This is a genomic window from Maritalea mediterranea (genome assembly GCF_021568695.1).
In the GTDB taxonomy this organism is placed as follows: Bacteria; Pseudomonadota; Alphaproteobacteria; order Rhizobiales; family Devosiaceae; genus Maritalea; species Maritalea mediterranea.
The window spans coordinates 43,390-55,826 of the sequence record NZ_JAKGTI010000004.1; the positions used below are offsets into that span (position 1 = coordinate 43,390).

General features: G+C 53.7%; 10 protein-coding genes. 5 read left to right on the plus strand and 5 right to left on the minus strand.

All coding sequences use genetic code 11. The annotated features are described in order from the left end of the window. Positions 1–47: 47 nt before the first annotated feature. From L1I42_RS15145 to L1I42_RS15155, 3 genes are read right to left on the minus strand one after another with little or no spacing between them, the layout of a single operon-like run. Positions 48–209, minus strand: coding sequence for a hypothetical protein (locus tag L1I42_RS15145; RefSeq protein ID WP_236115573.1), 162 nt, complete (start codon positions 207–209; stop codon positions 48–50). 10 nt (positions 210–219) lie between these two features. Further along, entirely contained in the window at positions 220–1,689 is a 1,470-nt protein-coding gene (gene sufB / locus L1I42_RS15150; protein WP_236115574.1) for a Fe-S cluster assembly protein SufB, read from the minus strand. A 35-nt stretch (positions 1,690–1,724) separates the two neighbouring features. After that, positions 1,725–2,879, minus strand: a complete 1,155-nt coding sequence (locus L1I42_RS15155; RefSeq protein WP_236115575.1) for a cysteine desulfurase family protein — start codon at positions 2,877–2,879, stop codon at positions 1,725–1,727. 250 nt (positions 2,880–3,129) lie between these two features. Between L1I42_RS15155 and L1I42_RS15160 the strand changes: the two genes are divergently transcribed. Together L1I42_RS15160 and tyrS are read left to right on the plus strand one after the other, a co-directional pair. Next, the gene (locus tag L1I42_RS15160; RefSeq protein ID WP_236115576.1) at positions 3,130–3,792 is read left to right on the plus strand and encodes an alpha/beta hydrolase; all 663 of its coding nucleotides are present in this window, start codon (positions 3,130–3,132) and stop codon (positions 3,790–3,792) included. A gap of 45 nt (positions 3,793–3,837) precedes the next feature. Further along, positions 3,838–5,091, plus strand: a complete 1,254-nt coding sequence (tyrS, locus tag L1I42_RS15165) for a tyrosine--tRNA ligase (RefSeq protein ID WP_236115577.1) — start codon at positions 3,838–3,840, stop codon at positions 5,089–5,091. Positions 5,092–5,138: 47 nt separating this feature from the next. On the opposite strand, the gene L1I42_RS15170 is transcribed toward tyrS, so the two are convergent. Continuing rightward, entirely contained in the window at positions 5,139–8,606 is a 3,468-nt protein-coding gene (locus L1I42_RS15170; protein ID WP_236115578.1) for an AsmA-like C-terminal domain-containing protein, read from the minus strand. Between the two features lie 137 nt (positions 8,607–8,743). On the opposite strand from L1I42_RS15170, the gene bcp reads away from it, so the two are divergent. From bcp to L1I42_RS16405, 3 genes are all read left to right on the plus strand, one after another. Beyond that, positions 8,744–9,217, plus strand: coding sequence for a thioredoxin-dependent thiol peroxidase (bcp, locus tag L1I42_RS15175; protein ID WP_236115580.1), 474 nt, complete (start codon positions 8,744–8,746; stop codon positions 9,215–9,217). Next, positions 9,210–10,019 carry a ferritin-like domain-containing protein gene (locus L1I42_RS15180; protein ID WP_236115581.1) on the plus strand — a complete coding sequence of 270 codons (810 nt, stop codon included), beginning with the start codon at positions 9,210–9,212 and terminating at the stop codon, positions 10,017–10,019. The genes bcp and L1I42_RS15180 overlap by 8 nt, the downstream gene beginning before the upstream one ends. A 61-nt stretch (positions 10,020–10,080) precedes the next feature. After that, on the plus strand, positions 10,081–11,220 hold the full coding sequence (locus L1I42_RS16405; protein ID WP_236115582.1) for a peptidoglycan DD-metalloendopeptidase family protein: 1,140 nt from the start codon (positions 10,081–10,083) through the stop codon (positions 11,218–11,220). Positions 11,221–11,254: 34 nt separating this feature from the next. On the opposite strand, the gene prfB is transcribed toward L1I42_RS16405, so the two are convergent. Next, positions 11,255–12,371 (minus strand): peptide chain release factor 2 gene (prfB, locus tag L1I42_RS15190; RefSeq protein WP_236115584.1). Its coding sequence is split into 2 segments (ribosomal slippage): positions 11,255–12,301 and positions 12,303–12,371, totalling 1,116 coding nucleotides; the frame shifts between segments, so codons are not numbered across the junction. Positions 12,372–12,437: the final 66 nt, after the last annotated feature.

Sequence of the window (12,437 nt, forward strand, 5' to 3'; positions counted from 1 at the left end):
TTCTCGCCCCGCAAGTTGGGCGTTTGTTCTGTTCAAAACAGGCGGGATCACCACATATAGGTAATCACCAGCCAAACACTTAGAGCGGCAAATACACCGGCAATGCCGCCAATAATCTTGTATCCTTTGGGCTCTTCCGCCTTCACGCGACCGGCCACCACAAAGCCCATGCCAAGTCCCGCAATAATGGCCACAATGATCGCGCTCATCTGCTCGTTCCTAACCCACGCTGCCTTCAAGGCTGATGCCGATCAGCTTTTGGCTTTCCGCCATAAACTCCATCGGTAGATGCTGCAGCACGTCGCGTACAAAGCCGTTCACGATCAGCGCCACCGCTTCTTCTTCATTCAGGCCGCGTTGCTGGCAATAAAACATCTGGTCGTCCGAAATTTTTGAAGTCGTCGCCTCATGTTCAAATACGGCACTTGAGTTGCGACTTTCAATGTATGGCACCGTATGCGCCCCGCATTTATCGCCAATCAGCAAGCTGTCACACTGGGTAAAGTTTCGCGCACCGGTCGCCTTCGCATGGGCCGAAACCTGACCGCGATAGGTGTTTTGCGAATAACCGGCAGAGATCCCCTTGGAAATGATCCGGGACGAGGTGTTCTTGCCCAAGTGAATCATCTTGGTGCCGCTATCCACCTGCTGGTGGCCATTTGAAATCGCAATCGAATAGAATTCGCCAACCGAGTTATCACCCCGCAAAATGCAGCTTGGATATTTCCAGGTGATTGCAGAGCCTGTTTCCACTTGCGTCCAAGAAATTTTGGAATTCTTCCCGCGACAATCGCCCCGCTTGGTCACAAAGTTATAAATGCCGCCCTTGCCATCTTTATCGCCCGGATACCAGTTCTGAACGGTCGAATATTTGATCTCCGCATCATCCAGAGCCACCAGTTCAACCACAGCGGCGTGCAGCTGGTTTTCATCGCGCATTGGCGCCGTGCAGCCTTCAAGATAGCTCACATAAGAGCCCTCTTCCGCAATAATCAATGTGCGTTCAAACTGACCGGTCTTTTCCTCATTGATACGGAAATAGGTGGACAATTCCATCGGGCAGCGCACACCTTTGGGGATATATACAAAGGACCCGTCAGAGAACACGGCCGCATTCAAGGTCGCGTAGAAATTGTCAGAGGTGGGCACAACGGAGCCAAGATATTTCTTCACCAGCTCAGGGTGTTCTTTGACTGCTTCTGAGATCGAGCAGAAGATCACACCGGCTTTGGCCAACTCTTTTTTAAACGTGGTCACAACCGACACACTGTCAAAAACCGCGTCCACGGCAACCCGTGCGCCTTCGACGCCGGCCAACACAGCCTGTTCAGAAAGCGGAATGCCGAGCTTTTCATAGGTCGCCAGCAATTCAGGATCCACCTCATCAAGGCTTTTCGGCCCCGGCGTGGATTTTGGCGCGGCATAGTAATAGAGGTCTTGGAAATCGATCTCCGGATAATCGACCCGTGCCCATGTCGGCAGCTCCATTTGCTGCCAACGGCGGAATGCTTCCAGACGCCACTCGAGCATCCATTCTGGCTCGTCCTTTTTGGCCGAAATAAAGCGCACAATATCTTCGTTCAGGCCCTTTGGGGCCATATCCATCTCGATATCGGTCTTAAAGCCATATTTATATTTATCAACGTCAATTTCCTTGACCTGATCAATGGTTTCTTTCACCGCAGCCATTTCAAGACCTCTCTTTCATCATCCCATCAAGCGATTCAGGCACTGGCCTGATCTTCGCCTCTAAACTTTTCGACAATCTGCTTCGTCGCAGACAAAAACTGTTCAATATCGGCCATCGTACTGTTCCATCCCACGCTGAGACGTAACGCGCAATCAGCCAGTTCCGGATCAACCTGCATTGCCGCCAAAACATGTGAACGCGACACTTTGCCCGAAGAGCAGGCAGACCCGGCGGAAAGCGCAATATGCGCCAGATCATACTGGATCATCGATATATTGTTCTTGATGCCCGGCAATGCAAATGCGCTGGCAAAGCCAGAGCGCGGGGCATCAGCCCCAAAAAATTCAACCTGCGGATAAAGCTTTTTCAGCCCTGCTTCCGCTGCCGCCACCAAATCTTTGGGCATGTTGGCAAAATCTTCTACCGCTTGCGCCGCCGCCACGCCAAATCCGGAAAGTAAAGCTGCCGACTCAGTGCCGCCACGACGCCCCTGTTCCTGACCGCCACCGGGGATCAGGCGCACATCATCTACTCGGGGCTTCAATATCAGCGCGCCAACCCCTGCCGGGCCACCGATTTTGTGCGCCGAAACGCTATAGAAGTCCGCCCGTGACGGATCAAAATAAAACTCAACCTTGCCAGCGCCTTGCGCGCCATCCACCAACAAATAGTGCTCGCTCTCGAACATCAGATTGCCGATTTCATCAATCGGCTGCACCACGCTGGTCTCATTATTTACCTGCTGCACCGCCACCAGCACGCGCTCATCGGCCTCGGCTGCTGCCTCCAATTGACGCTCAAGCGCGACCAGGTCCAACAAGCCTTTGGATTGCAAGGGAATAAGGTCAAACGGCACGCCCGCGGTTTCTACGGCGCGGATCACGGCCATATGCTCGCCCGCGCCCACCAGAATCCGATTGATCTTGCCGCTGCGCGCCAGGCCCCAGATCGCATGGGTCAGACTTTCGGTCGCCGACCCGGTAAAGACCACCCGGCCCCGCGCCGTGCCGCACAAAAGCGCCACGTGATCACGGGCCTCTTCAATGATCGCGCGTAATTTCCGGCCATTCTCATGCACAGAGGATGGATTGCCCGGAATCGCCAGCGTGTCATTCATAGCCGCCAGCGCGTCCGGCAATAAAGGTGCCGATGCGCTATGGTCCAGATATGTCACCGCGTGCTGCGTCATTGAAAAATTCACTCTTTTTCAGGGCCATAGGCCGATTCATCCAATCAGTTCTTGAATTTTGCGCACGACCATAGGTAAAAGAAGCGCACAATATTGACTGTTGGGCGAAAACTAGTTTTGAATAATTCTAAACTGGTTTTTCGCACTCACGTTTTAGGTAGCGTGCCGACATTCGTCAACCCTTTTCGCCGAACAATCCCTGCATTCGGCAAAAGCATTTGGTTTTGAGTGGGGAAAGAAGGTTTCGTGTATGCCTGAAGTATTCTTTAATGGTCCCGCCGGTCGTCTTGAAGGACGTTACCAACAAGCCAAAGACCCCAATGCGCCCATCGCGGTGGTGCTGCATCCGCACCCGGAATTTGGCGGCACCATGAACAACCAAATTGTTTATAATCTATTCTACATGTTTGCCCAACGCGGCTTTTCCGTCCTGCGCTTCAATTCTCGTGGCGTTGGCCGCTCGCAAGGCACGTTTGACCATGGCGTGGGCGAACTGTCAGACGCAGCCGCTGCGCTCGACTGGCTGCAGACGTTGAACAAAGAAAGCCCCGGCGTCTGGATTGCCGGCTTTTCCTTCGGCGCCTGGATCGGCATGCAGCTTTTGATGCGCCGCCCGGAAGTGGAAGGCTTTATCTCTGTGGCACCGCCGGAAAATCTTTATGATTTCTCTTTCCTCGCCCCCTGCCCGTCATCTGGCCTGATCATTCATGGCGAAAAAGACCGCGTTGCGCCGCCCGAGGCTGTTCAAAAGCTTGTAGACAAGCTGCAGCAGCAAAAGGGCATCACGATTGAACAAAAAATCGTGGAAGGTGCCAATCACTTCTTCGAGGATCGCATTGAACCACTCATTGATGATTGCTCGGAATATCTTGACCGTCGGCGCGAAGAAATTGCGCAAGGCGGTGGCCGTTAGCCTTTGTGCTCTCGGCAAACAATAAGAAAAATAAAGGAAAAGCTTATGACCTACAAATCCGACTTTTTGCGCACGCTAGAAGAGCGCGGTTTTTTGTATCAGCTTTCTGATGCAGAAGGCCTCGACAAAAAACTGTGTGAAGGGCCGGTCACAGGTTATATTGGCTTTGACGCCACAGCAAAAAGTCTGCACGTGGGCAACCTTGTGCAGATCATGCTGCTCTATTGGCTGCAGAAAACCGGCAACAAGCCGCTCGTTTTGATGGGCGGCGGCACCTCCATGGTGGGCGACCCGTCCGGCAAGGACGAGATGCGCCAAATGATGACGCCCGAAATCATTGAGGATAATAAAGCCAATATTCGTGAGATCTTCAATGGCTTGCTGCACTTTGGCGATGGCGATACCGACGCGCAAATGCTGGACAATGCCGAATGGCTGATGAAACTCAATTATGTTGAGTTTCTGCGCGAGGTCGGCAGCAAAATCTCCATCAACCAGATGCTCACCCGCGAAAGCGTCAAGCAACGTTTGGATCGCGAACAATCGCTGAGCTTCCTTGAGTTCAACTATATGATTTTGCAAGGCTATGACTTTGCCGAGCTCAATAAGCGCTATGGCTGCACCCTGCAAATGGGCGGCTCCGACCAATGGGGCAACATTATTTCTGGGGTTGATCTGGCCCGCCGCCTGAATGGCGCCGAGTGTTTCGCCGTCACCACGCCGCTGATCACCAAATCCGACGGCTCCAAAATGGGCAAGTCGGTCGATGGAGCCATCTGGCTGCGCAAGGAAATGCTCCCGGTTTATGATTACTGGCAGTTCTGGCGCAACACAGGCGACGCCGACGTCACCAAGTTCGCAAAATTGTTCACCACCCTGCCGGTAGAAGAGATCGACCGCTGGGCCGGGCTGGACGGCACGGAAATGAACGAGGCGAAAAAGCAATTGGCCACGGCTGCAACTGCCATGATCCATGGTCAAGAGGCCGCAGAAGAAGCCGCAGAAACCGCCCGCCGCACCTTTGAAGAAGGCGCAATCGACTTGACTTTGCCGACCGTCGAAGTCACCAAGGCTGACCTTAATGAAGGCCTGGGCATTCTCAATGCCTTCGTGACCGCAGGTCTGGCTGGCTCAAATGGCGAAGCTCGCCGCCTGATCAAATCTGGTGCCTTGAAAGTGAATGACGAAAAGGTGGATGATGAACGCGCTACACTCGGCGAAGGTCAGCTTTTGCCCGAAGGGGTCATCAAGCTTTCCGCGGGCAAAAAACGGCATATCCTGCTGAAACCGGCTGAGTAGCTGACATCGAACAAACACAATAAAGCCCGGCATCGCGCCGGGCTTTTTTATTGGTTTTCCACCTGCTCTAACGCCCGCCGCGCTTCCGGATCGCCTTGTGCCCGGAATTCAAAAATCTGGCGGAACACACCGGGCGCCAGAATCGAGGCCGGATTGATGGAGAACTGCGGATCATCCAGCGGTCCACGCACCGCGAAGGTCACCCCGATCAAACCTTCGCCATCTCGGCCACCCAAGATGCGCCCGAGAAGTGGCAGCTTTTGGAAGATATTGTTGAGGCCGAACAAGGGAATATAGGTGCCAACCAAATCATATTGGCGCTCAGCAGTATAGATATTGCCCCGCAAGGTGCCGCCAATCGTGCCGCCGTCTAAAGCCCCCTTGGTCACGGTAATAACACCACCACCCCCAGTGAACTCAATCTGCGCCTCACGGAAACGCAATTGATTTTGCCGCTCGATCAGTTTGCGGCTGTCTCGGTGATTGCCCAACACGAGCGCCACCTTTTCTTCATCAGCAATAGCAAAATCTGCCAATGTAAAGCCGCCCGACACCCTTTGCGTCTTGTCATTGATGTTCAACACTAGGCTGCCGACGCCATTCAACAAGCGCGGATAAATACCGATAAAACGCAGCAGAGTGCCCAAATCATTTGAGGCTGCAACCATCGAACGCCCCGATTGCACGGGGTTAGTGGTGATGGAAACCGATTTGTCATTGCCAAACGAGCTTTGCAAATTCACCGTGCGGAAGTCCGCGCCGCGGAACACAAAGCGCCCCCTCGTGTTGTAGGCTGTCGTTTTATAAAAGCCCAGCGCACGATCAAGTGCGATATCAATGTCAATTACCTGATCTTCGGCGTTCGACGTCGCTGCAGAGGTCCCTTGATCTAGCCCTAAAAAGCGCCGCAACATGGGCTTCAGATCAAGCTGTTCACCCGTCAACTTCACCTTAAACCCACCCTCGATCGGCGACAAGTTCACCTGTGCCTTGTCACCCGGATTAAGGCGAAATGTCGACATCTCGGCGTCAGTCAGCCCGTCCTTGAAATTATAATTGAGCGCCCCGGCGATGCGCACATTGCCAAACCGCAGATCAATTTGCGGCACATCGACATTTTCCTCGCCAATACGCAACGCTGCATTCAGCTGCCCGTTCACGCCCTTTTTCTTGGATACGCCCAACTCAGAAAATTTCAGCGCCGCTTCTGTCAGATCCACCGCCACCTGCACGTCTTCACCTACGGGGCGACCAACCACACGGATCGGCCCGGTGACGAACTGCGACAAGTCAAAGCCAAGTTTCTTTCGGTCCGCTGCCGTCAGTGTTGCTGAAGCTGTAATTACCGGCTCTGAATCATCTTCTGCTTCAATGCGCAGGTCGGCCAACACATCATCCACCCGCATGCGGCCAGTGGCCTGATAGCCCGCTTGAGAGGCCGTGAATTGCAGATCGCCTTCTTTAATCTCATGGCCCTCAATGGGCACCGCGCTGGCAAAGTCGTCCACGCTGCCATTCAGCGTATAGTCCAGCCCCTCTGGTTTCCCATCACCAAATTGAGAAATGGTGGCGATCACATTCACGTCCGCCGCACCTTGCAAATCCTCGGGCTGATATTCCAGGTCAAAATCTTCCAGCAAATTCAGCGGCTCGCGTGAAGCAATGGCAATCAGTGTGCTCACATCGCCCTTTAAATCGCCGGAGATTTCAAACACTTGGTCTTTGGGGAATGTGTTCCGGTTCAAATATGCCGCATTGGTGATTTCCACCTGCCCTGCTGCATCGCTCACCATTCCTTTGTCAAAGCCCATTTCAATGAAATGGTCCTTCACCTTAATGGTGGTGGTGCCGCCAATATCGATCACAGGAAAGCCAGGCAGCGGCAGCAGCGAAACACTCTGGGCCGTGCCTAAAATGGTCAGTCCATCTTTGGGAATAGGTTTATCTTCCCCCTGCTCGCCGATCGTGCCGACAGGGAAGTCAAATCGCATTTTGGCCGTATTGAGACGACCATCGGTGACATTTTCAACAAACCATTCCCGCGCTTCGCGAGCCAGAAAATAAGGCCAAAGCCGCTTCAAACTATCCGCATCCATACCGCGGGCAACCATGGCGAGATCAAGCCCGATCCCCGCCTGTAGCACATCCACGCGTCCATCCGCCTGCAAACTATATTCGCCCGTATCAATCGTTACCTTATCGATGCCAATCGCGCCATAAACGGGGGCTGACCAGCCATTAAACACGATATTGGGAATCGTTTTGTCCGGCGCCTCCATGTCGTTGGGGTGCAGATAAACATTGGCCAATTGCATGCCAATGCCTACGGTGGGGCCGTAAAGCTCGTCCAACCCCAGAGCAAACTCACCCGATATATCTGCCCGGCTCTGGCCGATCTCAATTTGTGTGGGCGAAAGGAAATATCGGCCCGCACGGGGCTTCCATTCTATTTCCGCCACCTCTGACCGTACCGGGAAATAATCACCTTCAATCGCCGCGCGTGTGCCGGTAACATCAACATTAAACTGCCCCAGATAGACGCCTTTTGCGTCAAAATTGACGTCAAAATCCAGCTTTGACCCACCCTTGAGCGCAAAAACACCATCCTGATCATCCATGAAGGGCATGAGCAAAGCGAGGTCGAGATTTTCAAATCCACCGGTAATACGCCGTTCCTGCCCTTCGCCCAGGGTCCAGAAAAAATTGCCTGATGTGCGGCGGCCCGCTGCTGTGAACCGGGCAAACATGGATACACCATTGTCGTAAGCCAACAGTTCTAACTCCACATCCTCCAGCGAGCGATAGAGCTGGTAGATACGGTCCAACACATCAATCCGCCCTCCCGAAACGGTCAGTTTGCGGTAGGCCCCATCAGCCGTGTTTTCCGCAAAAAGGGCCAGCAAACCTTCCAATCCATTCACGGCCTCAATGGCCCAGGCATTGTCCGATTTGATCTTGAGTGCTTCCTCACCGGTGCGCAACTGAACACCTTCATCGCCGACGGTGATGTCCAATTCGGATTGCGATCCCACCTGCAACCGCACGGTGGGTGTGTCGCCGCCACTGTCTTCGTCAAATTCAAGATTGGCCAGATTGACGCCATTAAAATCTTGCACGAGTTCCACATGCGGTTGCCGCACATCCACCTCGATCGCCGGTCGTCCGGCTATCCACGCCGGCAAAAACCACCGCAAATCAAGCTCTTCCGCCACAAACTGCGCGCCGGACTGCTCGTGCCAAACCTTGAGTTGGCTCAAATTGAGGGCCGGAATCCAGCCCTCGCGCAGCGTCAGACCGGCCCGCTCAAAATCAGCTGCATACCCTTCGGGCAATTGCTCTTCGATTTTTTGCGCCACCAAGCCGTGCACGCCGGGGAAAGACACCACATTCAACGCCAGCACAATGACCAACACCGCCATCAAGCCGATAAATGCGCCGGAAAAATGCACCCGCTTCCGCTTGTGTAATGGACGCGGATCCCTGGGTCGTTTGGCGCTTAATTTCTTTTCTGTCATCAATGGCTTTTATGCTGCGGGTTGAATTATAACGGCTTCAATGGCAATGGATTGCCTCAGCTGTTTTTGCTCTTAAGTGTCAAAATGGGCTGATCTGTGACCAAATTGTAACTTTGTCCTTTCAAAGGAATTGTCTAATGGCTGACCTTCAAATTGGCGATACCGCCCCCAATTTCACAAATGTCACCGAATCGCAAGATTTTACCCTGTCTGACCATAAGGGTAAAAACATAGTGCTGTTTTTCTACCCAAAAGACGATACGCCGGGCTGCACCGTGGAAAACATTGATTTCACAGCGCTCCTGCCTGAATTTGAAAAGCACAATACCCTGCTTGTCGGTTGCTCAGCCGACCCGGTCACCAAGCATGCAAAATTCCGCGACAAACATGACCTCAAGGTGATCCTTTTGTCCGATGAAGAGCACCAAACCATGGAATCCTATGGCGCCTGGGGCGAGAAAAAAATGTATGGCAAAACCTCTATGGGCATCAAGCGCACCACTTTTTTGATCGATGAAGAAGGCAAGATCGCACACATCTGGCGCAATGTGCGGGCCAAAGGCCACGCGCAAAAAGTACTGGACAAGGTGATTGAGCTGAAAAATGGCTAAACAGCTTTTTGAATGCGCCATTGACGTGGTGAACGAGCCGGACCTGGTCAAGAAAACTGATCTAGCCATGGACACCGCCCGCAAATGGCTCAAACGGCAAATGGGCAAGGGGCGCTATGACGAGCAATCCTTGCCCGAGAAGCCCGGTCGGCCAGAAAAACCGGAATTGCTGCCGCCGGGACAAATGCCCAAGCGCAATTTGCGGTCCGTTGAAGGGCGCAAGGCGCATATTCATGCCCTCGCCCATATCGAACTTGGCGCGGTAGATCTCACTTGGGATTTGGTGGCCCGCGGCTGCGGCCACAATCTGCCACGCTCTTTTCTGGATAATTGGGTGCAAGTAGGGTTGGAAGAAGCCAAGCATTTCCGCCTCTTGGCCACCCGGCTGGAAGAGCTCGACACCTTTTATGGCGCCTACCCGGCCCATGATGGCCTATGGCAAAGTTGCGCGGAAACCGCCCATGATCTTTTGGCGCGTTTGGCGATCATCCCGCTGGTGCTCGAAGCGCGCGGACTGGATATCACACCCGTCATGATCGAACGCACTGAGGCGGTTGGAGACCTCGCAACGGCCAAAATCCTGCATACGATTTACAACGATGAAAAGCGCCACGTGGCCTTTGGCGCCAAATGGTTTCGCTATCAGTGTGATGTGGAACATAAGCAACCCGTTCCCACATTTCAGGCCCTAGTGCGCCAGCATTTCCGCGGCGCACTCAAGCCGCCGTTTAACGACAAAGCCCGCGCCGCTGCCGGCTTAACGCCAAGCTTCTACAAGCCAATCGCATCCATTATCGGATAGTTAACCATAATCGCCCATTGTAAATCTTGAAGAGATTCGAGCAGATAGAATGGGCGAAATAGTGAGTGTAACGCGTACCTATTCAGAACAAATGGCGGGCCGCGGCGCCCCCTACAAGGCGCGGTCAGATTTTGATCGATGGTGGGTGTATGGCCTGATCGGCATATTGTTTTCCGGCAATATAGCCTTTGCCATCACGCTCTACCTTTCCCCCGATCTGGCAGCCACCCGCGAGGCGCAAACCGCACAGACCATTTCTGCCTACGAGACGCGCATCGCCACCCTGCGCGCCGAGTTGGATCGGTTGCATTCGCGTCAATATGCCAAAGCCGGTGACATCAACCTGCAACTGCAGGACTTGTTGGCACAACAACAACAAATTCTCGAGCAGCATGATTTTGTCCGCTCTATCGCGAAGAAAGCCAAGGCTGCGGGCATCGACGTGCCAACCCGGCCGAATGCAACCAAAACAAGCGCACTGGGATATGCCCCCTCCAGCAGCAACAATGCAGACATTCATGCCATCATCGAAGATTTGGAGATGATGCAGGAGGACACGATCTCTGCGCTAACGGCGTTGGGGACCGAGGCTGAAAAGTCGACCACCAAGATTGTGTCTGAACTGTCTCGTGTCGGTTTGAACCCCCGCTTTGAAGACACGGCCCTCGGAGGGCCACTCCTGCCACCAGCCATGGGCGATGAATTTGCCGACCAGATGCAAGCCGCCAATTATGCGCTGGATGCCCTGTCCAGATATGAACAGGCCAAACAACACATCCAAGCGGTGCCGATCTTTCGGCCCCTGCCGGTCTCATATGGTTTGAGCTCGCGTTTTGGCAATCGCCGTGACCCGTTTACAGGCAGGTCTGCCTTTCACTCAGGTTTGGATTTCCGTGCCCCCACTGGCGCCAAAGTCACGGCAATGGGGGTCGGCAAGGTCACCTTTGCCGGGCGTAAGGGCGGCTATGGCAACGCGGTTGAGATCACCCATTTAAACGGGTTGGTCACTCGATATGCGCACCTCTCCAAAATCAAAGTGAAACGCGGTCAAAAAGTCGACCGCACCACCATTATTGGGCTGGTGGGCAGCACAGGCCGCAGCACGGGCCCTCACTTACATCTTGAGGTGCGTAAAAACGACAAGCCGACAGATCCGGCACGTTATATAAATGTCGGCAATAAGCTTAAAAGCCTGATTTAAGAAAGGGCCGCCAATGGCGACCCTTTAATCGGTACTAGTCTTCGTCGTCGGCCTTGCCGACACGTTGCGCAAGCGCTGCTTCCATAAATTTGTCGAGATTGCCATCAAGCACATCACTTGGCGCGGTGCTTTCGATACCGGTGCGCAAATCCTTGACCATTTGATAAGGCTGCAACACATAGGACCGAATTTGGTGCCCCCAGCCAATATCCGACTTCTGCGCGGTCTCCGCATTGGCCTCTTCTTCGCGACGCTGCAACTCGGCTTCATAAAGTCGCGCACGCAACATATCCCAAGCCGTGGCCCGGTTCTTATGCTGCGACCGGTCATTCTGACACTGCACCACAATGCCCGTTTCAATATGGGTGATCCGCACCGCACTATCGGTGGTGTTCACATGCTGCCCCCCGGCACCTGAGGCGCGATATGTATCAATCCGCACATCCGATTCCGACACCTCAATGTCGATTGAATCATCAATCACCGGGTAAACCCAGATTGACGAGAAGCTTGTGTGGCGGCGGGCTTGGCTATCAAAAGGCGAAATTCGCACCAGCCGGTGCACGCCGCTTTCTGTTTTCAGCCAACCATAGGCATTATGCCCCTTCACTAGGATAGTTGCTGATTTGATGCCGGCCTCTTCGCCGTCATGCACTTCCATGACCTCAACCTTGTGGCCCTGACGTTCCGCCCAGCGCGTATACATGCGTAGCAGCATGTTGGCCCAGTCCTGGCTCTCGGTACCCCCGGCCCCCGCATGCACTTCCAAATAGCAATCATTGGAATCGGCTTCGCCCGAAAGGAGCGTCTCAACCTGCATGCGGTCGGTACGGATTTTCATCTCAATGAGGGCTTTTTCGGCCTCGGCGACAACTTCATTATCGTCTTCCATCTCGCCCAATTCGATCAAATCAATATTGTCGGTCAGGGTCGATTGAAGATCCGTAATGGCGTTAATCTGCCCCTCAAGATATTGGCGCTCCCGCATCACTTCTTGTGCTTTGGCCGGGTCATTCCAAAGGTCAGGGTCTTCTGCTTTTTGGTTCAGCTCATCTAACCGGGATTGTGCACTATCCCAGTCAAAGATGCCTCCTCAGCAAGCCCATAGCTTGCTCAATCTCGTCGACAACCGTCTGTATTTCTGCGCGCATAATCACTCACACTCATTGATCTGGGCTTGTGATCTAGCTGATCCGCCCGCCATCATCAAGTCTCAA

Excerpts from the sequence above, each read along its gene's own strand:
- L1I42_RS15145 (WP_236115573.1), bottom strand. The coding sequence starts at position 209 with ATGAGCGCGATCATTGTGGCCATTATTGCGGGACTTGGCATGGGCTTT.
- sufB (WP_236115574.1), bottom strand. The coding sequence starts at position 1,689 with ATGGCTGCGGTGAAAGAAACCATTGATCAGGTCAAGGAAATTGACGTT.
- L1I42_RS15155 (WP_236115575.1), bottom strand. The coding sequence starts at position 2,879 with ATGACGCAGCACGCGGTGACATATCTGGACCATAGCGCATCGGCACCT.
- L1I42_RS15160 (WP_236115576.1), top strand. The coding sequence starts at position 3,130 with ATGCCTGAAGTATTCTTTAATGGTCCCGCCGGTCGTCTTGAAGGACGT.
- tyrS (WP_236115577.1), top strand. The coding sequence starts at position 3,838 with ATGACCTACAAATCCGACTTTTTGCGCACGCTAGAAGAGCGCGGTTTT.
- L1I42_RS15170 (WP_236115578.1), bottom strand. The coding sequence starts at position 8,606 with ATGACAGAAAAGAAATTAAGCGCCAAACGACCCAGGGATCCGCGTCCA.
- bcp (WP_236115580.1), top strand. The coding sequence starts at position 8,744 with ATGGCTGACCTTCAAATTGGCGATACCGCCCCCAATTTCACAAATGTC.
- L1I42_RS15180 (WP_236115581.1), top strand. The coding sequence starts at position 9,210 with ATGGCTAAACAGCTTTTTGAATGCGCCATTGACGTGGTGAACGAGCCG.